The sequence below is a fragment of the Micrococcus porci genome, assembly GCF_020097155.1.
Taxonomy (GTDB): domain Bacteria; phylum Actinomycetota; class Actinomycetes; order Actinomycetales; family Micrococcaceae; genus Micrococcus; species Micrococcus porci.
The window spans coordinates 1,005,047-1,019,802 of the sequence record NZ_CP083691.1 but is presented as its reverse complement, the minus strand read 5'-3'; the positions used below and the strand labels follow the sequence as shown (position 1 = coordinate 1,019,802).

Below are 14,756 nucleotides of genomic sequence, written 5' to 3'. Positions count from 1 at the left end.
CGGCCCGCTCCGGCAGGGGGCGGGCCGTCGTCGTCCGCGGACCTCGTCGGACCTCCTCGGTCGGCGGCGGGCCGGTCAGCCGACCGGGTCCACGCGCTCGGCGACGGTGTAGAGCGTGCCGGTGGCGAGGTCGTCGTGCTCGGCCTCGGTCCGCAGCTTCACCACGGGCACGGGGCCGCGGCAGCCGGCGGGGGACAGCAGGAACCCGGCGGCGGTGCGGTGCTCGGCCACGCGGCGCAGCACCAGCTGGGTCATCGGCGTGGACACCTCCTCCAGCGCGACGACGCCGGACTCCCCCAGCCAGCCGTCGGGCCCGGGCAGGGCGGCCGGCTCGGAGAGGAGCCGCCGCGCGGAGAACCACCCCTGCAGCACCGGCCCCTCCGGGCGGTGCACGAGCTCCTGCTGCGGGGGCAGGGCGGCGGCGAAGACCACGGTGTCGAAGCGGCGCGGGCTGTGCGGGGCGGAGAGCCAGCGACCGACGCCGCGGAGCAGGTCCGTACGGAGCCCCAGGCCGCGGTCGCCGAGCAGGCGCGGCAGGGACTCGTCCCCCTCCTCGAGGGACGAGCGGCTGGCGCCCCAGGTCTCCCCGCGGGCGTCCTGGACGAGGTCCATGTCCGCCGGTCCGGCCAGCAGCACGCCGGACTCCTCGAAGAGCTCGCGCACGGCGGCCACCACGTGCTGGCGCACCCGGCGGCGGTCCGCCAGGCCCAGCGCACGCGCCCACTCGTCGGGGGCGGGGCCGTACCAGGTGCAGGGGTCGGCGTCGGAGTCCACGAGGGAGCCGCCGGGGAGGCCGATCCGGCCGAGCGGGGTGCGGCCGGACCGGTGGCGCAGCAGCACCTCGACGCCGTCGGCACCGTCCCGCACCAGCACCACCGCGGAGGCGGGACGGGCGGGGCGGACCTGGCGGTGGCGCTGGGCCAGCCACTGGCGGGTCAGCTCCTCCTCGTGCCCGGGGACGCGGACGCGGGGGGCGTCCGGTTCAGCGGACACGGACGGTGATCTCCACCTCGACCGGCGAGTCCAGGGGCAGCACGGCCACCCCGACGGCGGAGCGCGCGTGGCGGCCCGCCTCGCCGAAGATCTCTGCGAGCACGTCCGAGGCGCCGTTGACGACGGCCGGCTGGGCCGTGAAGTCGGGGGCGGAGGCGACGAACCCGACCACCTTGACCACCTGCACGACCGCCTCGAGGTCGCCCACGAGCTCGTGCACGGCGGCCACGGCGTTCACCGCGGCGGTGCGGGCCAGCTCCTGCGCCTGTTCCAGCGTGACCTCGGCGCCGACCTTGCCCGTGCGCGGCAGGGCGCCGGCCACGAACGGCAGCTGCCCGGAGGTCAGGACGAGGTCCCCGTCCCGCACGGCGGGCACGTAGGAGCCCACCGGGGCGGCGACGGCCGGACGCTCGATCCCGAGCGCGGCGAGGCGCTCGGCCGCGGGGCCGCCCCCCCAGGCGTTCTGCCCGGCCATGCTCACGCGTCCTTCGGGCGCTTGAGGTAGGCCACCGGGTTGGCACCCTCCGGGCCGGGGATCACGGTGACGAGCTCCCAGCCGTCCTCGCCCCACTGGTCGAGGATCTGCTTGGTCGCGTGGATGAGGAGGGGGATGGTGGCGTACTCCCACTGGATGCGCTGAGTCATGGGGCCAGCCTAGCGAGGGGCTCCGTCCCAGGGACGGGCGATACACTTCCCGCCATGGCCTCCCGCTCGTCACGCCTCCCCGCGCGCTCCTCCGCCCTGGGGCGGCTGCTGTCCTTCCTGGGCCTCTCGGCCCTCGCCGGCCTCCTCGTCGCAGGGCTGATGATGCCCGCCGCCGGCGCCACCGGCATCGTCTTCGCCTCCGGCCGGGACATGCTGGACGAGCTGCCGGACCAGCTGCCGGCGGAGCCCGTGTCCATGCCGTCGAAGATCTACTCGGCGGACGGCGAGCTGATCGCGACGTTCTTCCAGGAGAACCGCCAGCCGGTGCCCCTGGACCAGATCTCCCCGTACATGCGCAACGCGATCGTCGCCATCGAGGACGAGCGCTTCTACCAGCACGACGGCGTGGACGCGAAGGGCCTGGTCCGCGCGATGGTGAACAACGTGTCCTCGTCGTCGACGCAGGGTGCCTCCACGCTGACCCAGCAGTTCGTCAACAACATGCTGATCAACTCGCAGCAGGTCCGCGGCGACTCCCGCCTGACCCTCTCCGGCACCAAGCAGGCCTCGGACAAGGTCAAGGAGATCAAGCTCGCGGTGGCCGTCGAGAAGCAGATGTCCAAGGACCAGATCCTCGAGGGCTACCTGAACCTCGTGCTGTTCCAGGGCCGCGCCTACGGCATCGAGGCCGCCTCCCAGTACGTGTTCGGCAAGCCCGCCAAGGACCTGGAGCTGTGGGAGGCCGCCACCCTGGCCGGCATGGTGCAGTCCCCCACCCGCTTCAACCCCGCCCGCAACCCGGAGGGCACCACGGCACGCCGCAACACGGTGCTCAAGGCCATGCTCAAGAACGGGTACATCTCCCAGGAGGAGCACGACCACGCGGTCGCCCAGCCCCTCACCTACACCATGAAGGGGCAGTCCACCGGCTGCCTGAGCGCCGCCTTCGGCGCGTACTTCTGCGACTACGTGGAGCGCCAGATCCTGGCCGACCCGACCTTCGGCCCGGACACGGCCTCCCGCCAGGCCCTGCTGGACCGCGGCGGCCTGACCATCCGCACGACGATCGACTCGAACCTGCAGAAGAAGGCGGAGGAGCTCACCCGCCGCGTGATCCCGAACAACGAGTCCCTCGGTGCCGGCCACTCGCTGATCTCCCTGCGCCCCGGCTCCGGCGACATCGTCACGATGGCGCAGAACACCGAGTACTCCATCCAGGACGAGCTCGGCAAGACGACCCTGAACCTCAACGTGGACGCCAAGTGGGGCGGCGGCACGGGCTTCGCCGCGGGCTCCACCTTCAAGCCGTTCATCGGCCTGACCTGGCTGCGCAACGGGGGCAAGTTGATCGACTCCGTGGACGGCTCCAAGGACCGCTACCCGCCGGACGCCCGCTTCCAGGCCTCCTGCCTGCCCGGCGGCTACACCACCGCCGGCGGCGGCACGCAGGGCTGGCAGCTGAACAACGTCATCGACGGCATGAAGAAGCGCGACCGCATCGACGAGGGCATCTTCTGGTCGGTCAACACGCCGACCGTGGCCCTGGCCTACCAGATGGACCTCTGCGACATCGTCAACACGCTCACGCAGGTCGGCATCGTCACCGCCAGGGACGGCGCCCCGCTGAGCCCGGCCGAGCCCTCCTTCGTGCTCGGCAAGGACGACGTCTCCCCGATGACCATGGCCGGCGCCTACGCGACCCTCGCCGCGAACGGCAAGTACTGCAAGCCGCGCGCCATCACCGAGGTCACGGACACCACCGGCAACCAGTACACGGTCCCCGCCCCCGAGTGCCGTCAGGTCCTGGACCCGGCTCAGGTGGCCGAGGTGACCCCGCTGCTCCGGCACATCGCCGCGCACAACATCGCCCCGGACGGCACCGGCTACGAGTTCGCCGGCAAGACGGGCACGAACAACAACATGTCCTCCACGTGGTTCATCGGCTACACCACCGAGCTGGCCACGGCCGTCTGGGCCGGCCGCTACACCAGCCAGAAGACCATGCGCGGCGAGACCATCAACGGCGTGGTGCAGAAGGAGTTCTACGGCGCCACCGTCAACGGCGGCACGTGGCTCGAGTGGAACGACATGGCCAAGCGCACCTTCGTCCCCGGGGAGCTGCCGGAGTTCGACGGCCCGCAGTCCGAGGACCCGGCCCTCGAGGGCGACCACCCGGACGGCCGGTTCTACCGGCCGGAGGACATCGACCGCAACGGCGGCACCCCGACCTCGAGCCTCGGCCCGGCCGCCGGCGAGACCGCGTTCTCCAGCGCGGAGAACGCCGCGAAGTTCGAGAGCGGCGTGCTCACCCGATGACGGACGCCCCCGGTCCCCGCCTCCGGCGGCTCACGCACACGGCCGCGTGGGCCGCCGGAGGCGCGTCGGCCCTCGGTGCGGGCGCCCTGGTCTGGGGCCGGGTCGAGGCGGAGGCCCGGGTGGTCCGCACGCACACGGTGCCCGTGCTCCCCGCCGGAGCGCGCCCGCTGCGCGTCCTGCACCTCTCCGACATCCACCTGCTGCCCCGGCACCGCCGCCGCCTGGAGTGGCTGTGCTCCCTCGCGGACCTGGAGCCGGACCTCGTCGTGGACACGGGGGACAACATCTCCTCCGCCGCGTCCATCCCGCTCCTGCTGGACGCCCTGGCCCCGCTGCTGGCGGTCCCCGGCGTGTTCGTGCCCGGCTCGAACGACTACTTCACGCCCAAGCCCGCCAACCCGCTGCGCTACCTCCGCGGCCCCTCGGAGCTCGAGGCCTCCCGCTCCCGCCTGCCCACGGAGGACCTGTTCTCCGCGTTCCGCGCGGCCGGCTGGACGGACCTGACGGACCGGGCCGCCGACGTCGTGGTGGGCTCCGGCCCGGACGCCGTGCGGATCCGCGCGGCGGGCACGGACGACCCCCACCTCGGCCTGGACCGCTGGCCCGGCTTCGACCTCGCCGACGAGGGGGCCGCGGGCGATGCCCCGCTGCTGCGCCTGGGCGTCACCCACGCCCCGTACCGGCGCGTGCTGGACGCGATGACGGCGGACGGCGCGGACCTGCTGCTCGCCGGGCACACGCACGGCGGTCAGGTGTGCCTGCCGTTCGCGGGCGCGCTGGTGACCAACTGCGACCTGCCCCGCTCGCAGGCCTCCGGCCTGTCCTCCTGGACGGCGGCCGGCCGCACGGTGCCGCTCGAGGTCTCCGCCGGCATCGGCACCGCCCCCTCCGCCCCCGTGCGGACCTTCTGCCGTCCGGAGGCCGTGGTCCTGGACCTCGTCCCCCGCGCGTGAGCCCGCCCCGCCCCCGGGGCCGAAGCGTGTCCGGGGCTGCCGGTAGAGTCCTGCGGGTGACCCGCACCACCACCGCCGCCGCCCCGCTCCCGCTGCGCGACGCCGTGCGCGGCATCGCACCGTACCTGGAGGGCGTGCGCACCCGCTGGGTGCTGGGCCTGCTCTCCGCCCTCGCCGCCGGCCTGGTGGCCCTGGCCATCCCGCAGGTCATCCGCCTGCTCGTCAACACCGTGTTCGCCGCCCCGACGACGCCGGGCGCCCCCGCCGCCGAGGACGCCACGGCGAGCGTGTGGTGGGCCGTGGGCGGCCTCGCCCTGCTCGGGGCCGCGGAGGCCCTGTTCATCTGGCTGCGCCGGTTCTTCATCCTCCCGCCGGCCGCGGACGTGGAGAACCGGGCCCGCATCGCGGTCTACCGCCGCCTCCAGCGCCTGCCCGTCGCCTTCCACGACGCGTGGCCCTCCGGACAGCTGCTCTCCCGCGCGCAGGGCGACCTGTCCCTGCTGCGCCGGTGGATCGCCTTCGGCTCCGTGATGCTGGTGGTGGAGACCGTCACCCTGGTGGTGGGCGTGGGGCTGCTGTTCTGGCTCTCCTGGCCGCTGGCGCTCGTCTACCTCGCGGCGGCGCTGCCGATCATGTGGCGGTCCTACGGGTTCCGCAACGACTTCCGCACCGCCTCCCGCCTCTCCCAGGACCAGGCCGGCGACCTCGCCACCACCGTCGAGGAGTCCGTGCACGGGATCCGCGTGCTCAAGGCGTTCGGGCGCGGCCCGCACGCCCTGGAGGGCTTCCGAGGCGAGGCGCAGACCCTGCAGGGCACGGAGGTCCACAAGGCCGGCGTGCTGGCCTCGTTCATCGCGTTCACGGTCTCCCTGGCCGAGGTGATGCTCGGCGTCGCCCTGGCGCTGGGGGTCTGGCTGGTGGCCACGGGGCAGATGACCGTGGGCGCGCTCGCCGCCTACTTCGCCACCACCGCCGTCCTCGCCCGCCCCGTGGAGGGCATCGGCCAGCTCCTGGGCATGACGCTCTCCGCCAAGACCGCGATCGACCGGCACCTCGAGGTGATGCGCCAGCCGGTGTCCATCGCCTCCCCGCCCGGCACCGACCCCGCCGAGGAGGCCGCCACCGGTGCCTCCGTCGGCGAGGACCCGGACCCCGCCGTCGCCGACGCCCCCGTGGACGTCTCCGCCCTGCCGCCCTCCCGCGGCGGGCTCGCCTTCCGCGGCGCCCGCTTCCGCCACCCGGACACCCCCGACGACGCGCCCGACCTGCTCGCCGGCGTCGACCTGGAGCTCGTGCCGGGGGAGACCATGGCACTCGTGGGACTCACCGGCTCCGGCAAGTCGACGCTGCTGCAGCTCGTGCCGCGGCTGCGGGACGTCACCGGCGGCGTCGTCGAGGTGGACGGCGTGGACGTGCGGGACTACCCGCTGGAGGAGCTGCGCCGGCGGGTGTCCATCGCCTTCGAGGACGCCACCCTGTTCTCCGACACGGTGCGCGCCAACGTGCTGCTCGGCGCCCCCGCCGCGGAGGTCGCCGACGGGCCCGACTCCCCCGCCGCCGAGGCCCTCCTGGAGCTCGCCCTGGACACCGCCCAGGCCGGGTTCGTCGCGGACCTCCCCCAGGGCGTGGACACCCCCATCGGCGAGGAGGGCCTCAGCCTGTCCGGCGGGCAGCGCCAGCGCCTGGCCCTGGCCCGCGCCATCGCCGCCCGCCCCGACGTGCTCGTCCTCGACGACCCGCTCTCCGCCCTCGACGTGCGCACCGAGGAGGCCGTCACCGCGCGCCTGCGCGAGGTCCTCGCCGGCACCACCACGCTGATCGTCGCGCACCGGCCCTCCACCGTCGCCCTCGCCGACCGCGTGGCCGTCCTGCAGGACGGGCGGATCGCCGACGTCGGCACCCACGCCGACCTGCTCGCCCGCTCCGGCGCGTACCGGCAGATCATCACCACCGACCGGGAGGACGCCCGATGAGCCGCCGCGCCGACACCGCCCCCGTCACGTCCACCCTCACCGTGGTGGACCCCGCCGAGGCCGCCGGGCTGCGCGTGCTCGGCGTGGGCGCCGAGGAGTCCCTGGACTACACCCCCGCCGAGCGCCGCCACGTCCGCCGCCGCTCCTGGGCCCTGCTGCGCCAGCTCGCCCGCCCCGTCCGGGGGATGCTCTGGCTGACGGCCGCGCTCGTCGTGCTCTCCAACGCCGCCCGCGCCGCCATGCCCCTGGTCATCGCCTGGTCCATCGACGACGCCCTCCCCCGCGCCCTGGAGGCGGTGCGCGCCGGGACGGACCCGACCGGCGTCGTCGTGCAGACCGGCGCCCTCTACGCGGTGACCGGCCTGGTCGGCGGCGTCCTGCTGGGGCTGTACCAATGGCTCACCGCCAAGGCCAGCCAGCGGATGCTGCTGGCTCTGCGCGTGCGCGTGTTCCGCCACACCCAGCGACTCTCCCTCGGCTTCCACGAGACCTACACCTCCGGGCGCGTGATCTCCCGGCAGACCTCCGACCTCGAGGCGCTCCGCGAACTGCTGGACCAGGGCGTGTCCTCGCTCGTCTCCGGAGTGCTGTTCACCGCGTTCACCGCCGTGTCCATCCTGCTGCTCGACCCGCCGTCGTTCCTGGTGATCCTCGTGGCGTTCGTGCCCGTGGCGATCGCCGTCCGCTGGTACCAGGTCCGCTCCGAGGAGGCGTACCGGCGGTCGCGGGTGTCCTCCGCGCGGTCCATCGTGCACTTCGTGGAGACCATGACCGGCATCCGCGCCGTGCAGGCCTTCCGCCGCCAACGCGCCGGCGAACGCGCCTACGCGCGCCTGGCCACCGACTACCGCGACGACATGATGCACACCCTGAACCTGTTCGGCGTGCTGCAGCCCGTGCTCGTGGCGGTGGGCAACCTGACCGTGGCCGCGCTGCTGCTGTTCGGCGGGCTCCGGGTGCTCTCCGGGGATCTGGCGGTGGGCGTGCTCGTCGCGCTGCTGCTGGCCGGCCGGCGCGTGTTCCAGCCCATGGAGATGGTGGCCATGTTCTACTCCTCGCTGCAGTCCGCGACCGCCGCGCTGGAGAAGGTCTCCGGTCTGCTCGAGGAGGAGCCCGCCGTCGTGGAGCCCGCCCACCCCGTGGCGCTTCCCGGGGCCGAGCGGCCCGGCGAGGGCGTGGCCTCCGGGCGGATCGAGTTCCGCGACGCCGTGTTCGGCTACGGCTCGGACGCCGTCGTGCTGCCCGGGTTCGACCTCACGGTGCCGGCCGGGCAGACGGTGGCCGTCGTCGGGCAGACCGGCGCGGGGAAGTCCACGCTGGTGAAGCTGATCGCCCGGTTCTACGACCTGACGTCCGGCTCCCTGACCCTCGACGGCGTGGAGCTCAAGGACCTGGCGGGCGCGGACCTGCGGCGCAACGTGGTGATGGTGACCCAGGAGGCGTTCCTGTTCTCCGGGACGGTCGGGGAGAACATCGCGCTCGGCCGGCCCGACGCCTCGGAGGCCGAGATCCAGGCGGCGGCCCGGGCCGTGGGCGCGCACGAGTTCATCCTGGACCTGCCCGAGGGGTACGCGACCGACGTGTCCAAGCGCGGCGGACGGCTCTCCGCGGGCCAGCGGCAGCTGGTCAGCTTCGCACGCGCCTTCCTGGCCGACCCGGCGGTGCTGATCCTCGACGAGGCGACCAGCTCCCTGGACCTGCCCAGCGAGCGGCTCGTGCAGGACGGCCTGGAGCGGCTGCTCGGCAACCGGACGGCGCTGATCATCGCGCACCGCCTCAGCACCGTGGAGATCGCCGACCGCGTGCTCGTCGTGCACGACGGCCGGATCGTCGAGGACGGCTCCCCGACCGAGCTCGTGGCCGCCGGCGGGCGCTTCGCCGCCCTGCACCGGGCCTGGGAGGACTCCCTCGTCGGGGAGGGCTGAGCGGGGCTCCACCGCCCCGCCCCCCACCCCCCACTTTCGCTCGACACAGCGTCGCTACCGTCCCAGAGACCCGGGATGGTAGCGACGGCTTCCTCAGCGAAAGTCACGGCGACCCGTGGCGACGGACCCACTCGACCGCGCGTCGGAAACCGTCGTGGCGGTCCTCCGCAGTGAGCCGGAGCGAACGCCACCCCGCGTCCTGGACCAGGCCGTCCCGGCGTGCGTCGCGCCCCTGCTGCTCCCGGGTCCTGTGGTGGGCGCCGTCGTACTGCAGGGACAGCCGCCACGGGCGGTAGGCGAGGTCGACGGCGGGCGCCCACGGGTCGGCCGGGTCGATCCGTGCCTGCAGCTCGGGTTCTGGAAGGCCGGCCGCGAGCAGGGCGAGGCGCAGCTCGGTCTCCGGGGGCGAGTCGGCACCGACGCGGACGAGGTCCAGGGCCAGCCGCGCCGCTCGCACCCCCTTGAAGCGGCCGGCCCGTTCCAGCGCCGCGCGCAAGGACACCACCGTGGTCCGGGCCGCCCCGCGAGCCTGCCCCTCCCCCGCCCAGGGGTGGTTCACGAGTGCGTCCCCGGCGATCACCAGGGGGTCCACGGGGCCCCGCGGCATCAGGGACGCCAGGTCCACCCAGGTGCGTTCGAGCGAGGTGCAGGGGATCCCGTGGATGCTGGTGACGTCCACCGGCGGCACCGATCGGGCATGCGTCTGCACCCGGGGCAGCCCGCTGAGACCCCGGTCGTGCGGCCGGCTCAGGTGCAGGCGCCCGTCCGGGCGCACCCACGCCGGGACGACGAGCCCGTGCACGAGGGCCGCGCTCTGGTGGGAGAGCACTCCTCGCGCCCGGCGCACGACGGCGGCGGCGTCCACGGGCGGCCACGGCACCGGATCCACGGGGAATCCGAGGTCGGCCCAGTCACCGGTCTCCGCTTCCCAGGAGCGGTGGACTCCGTGGACGACACGCACCAGGTCGCCGCGGCGCGCCCGTTCGATGCTCCACCCTGCGGTGGTCAGGTCCACCCGTGTGAAGGGCCGATCGGCGAGGTGCGCGGGGAGTGGGAGCGGGGCGCGAGGTGCCATGCCCTCGATCCTGGAGGGACCGGCGTCGCGACGGGGCCGAGGCGAAGACGACCGGGGACGGCACGCCGTCTCGAATGCCCCTGTGCAGGAGCGGTCCCCGCGGCCCGTTCACTTTCGCTCAGAAAAGCGTCGCTACCACCCCGGAGAGCCGAGATGGTAGCGACGTCTTCTTCAGCGAAAGTGCCAGGGGGGCGGGGCTCAAGCCTCGAAGCGGCGGCCGGTGAGGCGCTCGTAGGCCTCCACATACCGGGCGCGGGTGCGCTCGACGACGTCGGCGGGCAGCGCCGGCGGCTCCTCCCCCGACGTCCGGTCCCAGCCGGACTCCGGCGAGGTCAGCCAGTCACGGACGAACTGCTTGTCGAAGCTGGCCTGGGCGCGGCCGGGCTCGTAGGCCTCGGCGTCCCAGAAGCGGGAGGAGTCGGGGGTCAGCACCTCGTCGCCGAGGACGAGCTCACCGGTCACGGGGTCGGCACCGAACTCCACCTTGGTGTCGGCCAGGATGATCCCGGCCTTCCGGGCGATCGCCTCGGCGCGCGTGTAGACCTCCAGGGTCGCGGCGCGCAGCGCCTCGGCCGTCGGCGCGCCGACGCGCTCCACGGTCTGCTCGAACGTGATGTTCTCGTCGTGCTCGCCGACCTCCGCCTTGGCCGAGGGCGTGAAGATCGGCGGCTCCAGCCGGGAGCCGTCCACGAGCCCGTCCGGCAGCGGGATGCCCGTCACCGTCGCGTGCTCCCGGTACTCGGCGAGCCCGGAGCCGGTGAGGTAGCCGCGCGCGATGCACTCGATCGGGTGCATGTCGAGGCGCTTCACCACCATGGCCCGCCCGGCCACCTCGGCCGGGACGTCCGTGGACACCACGTGGTTCGCCACGCCGGCCAGCTGCTCGAACCACCACAGGCTCAGCCGGGTGAGCACGGCGCCCTTGCCCGGGATCGGCGGCTCCAGCACGAAGTCGTAGGCGCTGATGCGGTCCGAGGCCACCACGAGCAGCGTCTCGGACGTCCCCGGCTCGGCGTCGGCCGGCTCGTAGAGGTCGCGCACCTTGCCGGAGTAGACATGGCGCCAGCCCGGCAGCTCGAGGGCCTCCGCGCCGGCGTAGCCGCGGCGCCGCTCGGGCACCGTGATCTCGCCGCGCTCGGCCTTGATGGCGATGTCCGTGCGGTGCTGGGCGCCGTCGAACCGGATCTTCGCGACGCCCGCGTAGGCCCGCTCGCGCGCCTGCTCCAGGGTGGCCCCGCGCCCGACGACGGCGAGCACCCGCCCGCCGGCGGTCACCACGTCGCCGTCCTCGGTGCGGGCGGTGCCGGCGTGCAGCACGTCCACGCCCTCGAGGGCGAGCGCGTCCTCCAGGCCGGCGATCACGTCGCCGGAGTGGGAGGAGGCCGGGTAGCCGGCGGACGCGAGGACCACGTCCACGGCCACGTCGTCGCTCCACCGAAGCTCCCGGTCCGCGCCGAGGCGGCCGGCCGCGGCGTCGGCCAGCAGCTGGCCCAGCGGGGTCTCCAGGCGGGCGAGCACGGACTGCGTCTCGGGGTCGCCGAAGCGCACGTTGAACTCGATGACCTCGGGGCCGTTCTCGGTGACGGCCAGGCCGATGAACAGCACACCGGCGAACGGGGTGTCGCGGCGGGACATCTCGGCGAGCACGGGCCGGGCCACGCGCTCCATGACCTCGTCGACGAAGCCCTCGGGCAGCCACTGCAACGGGGTGTACGCGCCCATGCCACCGGTGTTGGGGCCGGCGTCGCCGTCGTGGATGCGCTTGAAGTCCTGCGCGGGGGTCAGGGGGACGGCGTGCTCGCCGTCGCAGAGGACGAAGAGGGAGACCTCGGGGCCGTCCAGGAAGTCCTCGACGACCACGGTGCCGCCCGCCGACAGGCAGGCGCGCGCGTGGTCCAGGGCCGCGGCCCGGTCGGAGGTGACCACCACGCCCTTGCCGGCGGCCAGGCCGTCGTCCTTCACGACGTGGGGCGCTCCGAACGCGGTCAGCGCCGCGTCGACCTCGGCCTCGGTGGCGCAGACGCGGGCGCCGGCGGTGGGCACGCCCGCGGCGGCCATGACCTCCTTGGCGAACGCCTTGGACGCCTCCAGCTGAGCCGCGGCCTGGGACGGGCCGAACACGGCGAACCCGGCCTCGCGCAGGGCGTCGGACACGCCGGCGGCCAGCGGGGCCTCCGGGCCGACGACCACGAGGTCCACGGCCAGGTCCCGCGCGAGGGCCACGACGGCCTCGGGGTCCGTGGCGGTGACGGGGTGGAGGACGGCGGCGTCGGCCATGCCGGCGTTGCCGGGGGCGGCATGGAGCTCGCCGACCTGGGGGTCACGGGAGAGGGCGCGCAGCAGCGCGTGTTCGCGGCCACCGTTGCCGAGCACGAGGATCTTCACGCCCCCAGCCTACGGCCCGGCCCTGGCCGCCCGTCGGCGCGCGTCCCTACTGTGGAGGACATGACGCTCCCCCCTCTGCACCACGGACGTGACGACGACGCCGACCGCCCCGCCGCGAGCGGCCCCGGAGGCCGCGGACTCGGCGGCCCGGCCGGCCCGGGGGCGGGGCTGCGCCGGACGTACACGTTCGTCGGCGTGCTGTTCGCGTGCGCGCTGATCGGCTTCCTCTCCCTGCGCCTGCTCGGCGTGGAGCGGGGCTCCATGACCCTCCCGGCGGCGCTGGGCGTCCTGGCCGTGGCCGCGGTGGCGGCGGCGGTGATCACGCGCGTCGTCGGCCGCCGATGAGCGCGGCGGGGCCGCCGCCGGCCCCGCCGAACCCCGGCCGTGGAGCCAGCGCGCCTCAGCGGATGATCCGCCGGGCCCGCGCCTCGTGCACGGCCTGGGTGCGGGTGTCCACGCCGAGCTTCTGGAAGATGTGCACCAGGTGCGTCTTCACGGTCGCCTCGGAGAGGAACAGGGCGCGGGCGGCCTCCCGGTTGGTGTCCCCGCGGGCGATCAGCTCGAGCAGCTCGATCTCCCGGGCGCTCAGGGCGCTGGCGGCGGTCGCCCCGGTGGTGCGGCCGAGCAGCCGCTCGGCCACGTCCGGAGTGAGGGCGGGTCGGCCGGCCACGGCCCGGTGCACGGCGTCGGCGATCTGCTCGGCCGGCGCGTCCTTGAGCAGGTAGCCGGCGGCCCCGGCGTCGAGGGCGGCCAGGATGTCCGCCTCCGTGTCGAAGGTCGTGAGGATCAGCACGGGGATCCCGGGATGCGCGGCGCGCAGGCGGCGGGTGGCGCTCACCCCGTCCATGCCCTCGCCCATCTGCAGATCCATCAGGACGGCGTCCACCTCCCCGGGCCGCGCCTGGAGCACGTCGAGGGCGGCGGCGCCGTCCCCGGCCTCCGCCACCACCGTCAGTTCCGGGTCCGCCTCCAGGACGGCCCGCACCCCGGCCCGGACCACCGGATGGTCGTCCACCAGCATCACGCGCACGCTCACGCGCCCCTCCTCTCATGCTGCCGCGGGACGGGGATCCGCACCGCCACCACGCACCCCTGACCCGGGGCGCTCTCCACATCCACCCGGCCGCCGACGCCGGCCACGCGCTCGGCCAGCCCCGCCAGCCCGACGCCGGTCCCCTCCTCCGCCGGCCGGGGCGCGGCGGGGTCGGACACCGCCGCTCGGGACGCCCTCGCCCGGGCGGCCTCCGGGTCGAATCCGACGCCGTCGTCGGCCACGTCCAGGGCGACCTCGCCGTCCATCCAGGTCAGGGTGACGCGGCACCGGTCGGTGCGGGCGTGCTGGTCCACGTTGGCGAGGGAGGACTGCGCCGCGCGCACGAGCACGGTCTCCACGGCCTCGCCCACGGCGACCGGCTCGCCGACCACGGCCAGCTCCGCCTCCACGGGGCGCCCGAGGGCCTGCCGGCGGGCGCGGAACCCGCGCACGGCGGCCCCCAGGGCGGCCTCGAGCGCCGACCCGGCCCGGTCCGCTCCCCCCTGGACACCGTCCACGGGGGCCCGGAGTCCGCGCACGAACGCGCGGGACTCGGCGAGGTTCTCCGCGGCGGTCGTGCGGACGGTCTCCAGGCGCTCGTCCGCGAGCGCGGCGTCCCCGGCGCGCACGGCGTCCTGCGCGGCGCGGGAGACCAGCACGATCGACGCCAGCCCCTGGGTGAGGGTGTCGTGGATCTCGCGGGCGAGCCGCTCGCGCTCGGCGAGCACGCCGGCATGGCGCTCGGAGGCGGCCAGCTCGGCGCGGGTGGCCCGGAGCTGCTCAGCCACGGAGCGCTGCCGCTCGGACTCGACGACCAGCAGGCGGCACGCGTGGAACACCACCACGGCCACGGCGGCGCCCACCGCGGGCCCGAGCACCGCGCCCGGCGCGGTGCCGCGCTCCAGGGAGGCCACCACGACGACGACGGTCATCGCCGCCACGCATGCCAGGGCGAGCCGGGGCCGGCCCAGGATCACGTGCACCGCGTGCAGGGCGACGAAGAACAGGGGGAAGGCGACCCACATCATGTCGGGGTGGCGGAGCACGGCCAGCGCCCACACGCCCAGGAGCACGGCGAGCCACGTCCCGGCGGCCGTCCGGCCGGGGGCGCGTCCGGCGGCGTGGAGGCGGCGTTCCGCGACCGTCCCGGTCAGGTAGACGCCGGCCAGCACCACCGTGAGCCCCACGAGCGCCAGGGCAGGCCGGCCGGTGAGGCGAGCCCCGGCGTCGGGGCCAGCGAGGGCACGGACGAGCGCCAGGGCGAGCAGCACGGCGAAGCCGACGTGCACGGCCACGCGCAGGCCGGAGAGCAGCGCGGCGGTGCCGTTCGCGCCGCGGGGGCCGTCCGCGGGGTCGGAAGTCCTCATGCCGCCAGCGTAGGGCCGCCTCGGACGCCAGAGGCCTCCCGGGTGCCCCGCCACGGGGCGATCAACCGATCGGTTGATCTGGGTTCGCCCC

At 75.0% G+C, this 14,756-nt stretch carries 12 protein-coding genes; 5 read left to right on the top strand and 7 right to left on the bottom strand.

Annotation, left to right across the window (positions count from 1 at the left end):
- Positions 1–75 precede the first annotated feature (75 nt).
- The 3 genes from KW076_RS04880 to sp36 are packed head-to-tail and all read right to left on the bottom strand — an operon-like array spanning position 76 to position 1,638.
- Positions 76–993, bottom strand: coding sequence for an NUDIX hydrolase (locus KW076_RS04880; protein WP_224356477.1), 918 nt, complete (start codon positions 991–993; stop codon positions 76–78).
- Complete coding sequence (locus tag KW076_RS04875) at positions 983–1,468, bottom strand: RidA family protein (RefSeq protein ID WP_224356476.1); 486 nt, start codon at positions 1,466–1,468, stop codon at positions 983–985. Before KW076_RS04875 ends, KW076_RS04880 begins: the two co-directional genes overlap by 11 nt.
- A 2-nt stretch (positions 1,469–1,470) precedes the next feature.
- Complete coding sequence (sp36, locus tag KW076_RS04870) at positions 1,471–1,638, bottom strand: Sp36 family protein (RefSeq protein ID WP_224356475.1); 168 nt, start codon at positions 1,636–1,638, stop codon at positions 1,471–1,473.
- Between the two features lie 54 nt (positions 1,639–1,692).
- On the opposite strand from sp36, the gene KW076_RS04865 reads away from it, so the two are divergent.
- From KW076_RS04865 to KW076_RS04850, 4 genes are read left to right on the top strand one after another with little or no spacing between them, the layout of a single operon-like run.
- Complete coding sequence (locus KW076_RS04865) at positions 1,693–3,954, top strand: transglycosylase domain-containing protein (RefSeq protein WP_224356474.1); 2,262 nt, start codon at positions 1,693–1,695, stop codon at positions 3,952–3,954.
- The gene (locus KW076_RS04860; RefSeq protein WP_224356473.1) at positions 3,951–4,907 is read left to right on the top strand and encodes a metallophosphoesterase; all 957 of its coding nucleotides are present in this window, start codon (positions 3,951–3,953) and stop codon (positions 4,905–4,907) included. The genes KW076_RS04865 and KW076_RS04860 overlap by 4 nt, the downstream gene beginning before the upstream one ends.
- A 56-nt stretch (positions 4,908–4,963) precedes the next feature.
- Positions 4,964–6,880, top strand: a complete 1,917-nt coding sequence (locus KW076_RS04855; protein ID WP_224356472.1) for an ABC transporter ATP-binding protein — start codon at positions 4,964–4,966, stop codon at positions 6,878–6,880.
- Positions 6,877–8,805, top strand: coding sequence for an ABC transporter ATP-binding protein (locus KW076_RS04850; RefSeq protein ID WP_224356471.1), 1,929 nt, complete (start codon positions 6,877–6,879; stop codon positions 8,803–8,805). Before KW076_RS04855 ends, KW076_RS04850 begins: the two co-directional genes overlap by 4 nt.
- Before the next feature lie 103 nt (positions 8,806–8,908).
- Here the strand turns inward: KW076_RS04850 and KW076_RS04845 are convergent, their stop codons facing one another.
- Positions 8,909–9,880: an endonuclease domain-containing protein gene (locus tag KW076_RS04845; protein ID WP_224356470.1), complete on the bottom strand. Its 972-nt coding sequence runs from the start codon at positions 9,878–9,880 to the stop codon at positions 8,909–8,911.
- Positions 9,881–10,078: 198 nt separating this feature from the next.
- Positions 10,079–12,265 carry a phosphoribosylamine--glycine ligase gene (gene purD, locus KW076_RS04840; RefSeq protein ID WP_224356469.1) on the bottom strand — a complete coding sequence of 729 codons (2,187 nt, stop codon included), beginning with the start codon at positions 12,263–12,265 and terminating at the stop codon, positions 10,079–10,081.
- Positions 12,266–12,325: 60 nt separating this feature from the next.
- On the opposite strand from purD, the gene KW076_RS04835 reads away from it, so the two are divergent.
- Positions 12,326–12,610, top strand: coding sequence for a hypothetical protein (locus KW076_RS04835; RefSeq protein WP_224356468.1), 285 nt, complete (start codon positions 12,326–12,328; stop codon positions 12,608–12,610).
- Between the two features lie 55 nt (positions 12,611–12,665).
- Here the strand turns inward: KW076_RS04835 and KW076_RS04830 are convergent, their stop codons facing one another.
- Positions 12,666–13,301 carry a response regulator gene (locus tag KW076_RS04830; RefSeq protein ID WP_286670234.1) on the bottom strand — a complete coding sequence of 212 codons (636 nt, stop codon included), beginning with the start codon at positions 13,299–13,301 and terminating at the stop codon, positions 12,666–12,668.
- On the bottom strand, positions 13,298–14,665 hold the full coding sequence (locus tag KW076_RS04825; protein ID WP_224356467.1) for a sensor histidine kinase: 1,368 nt from the start codon (positions 14,663–14,665) through the stop codon (positions 13,298–13,300). The genes KW076_RS04830 and KW076_RS04825 overlap by 4 nt, the downstream gene beginning before the upstream one ends.
- Between the last annotated feature and the right edge of the window lie 91 nt (positions 14,666–14,756).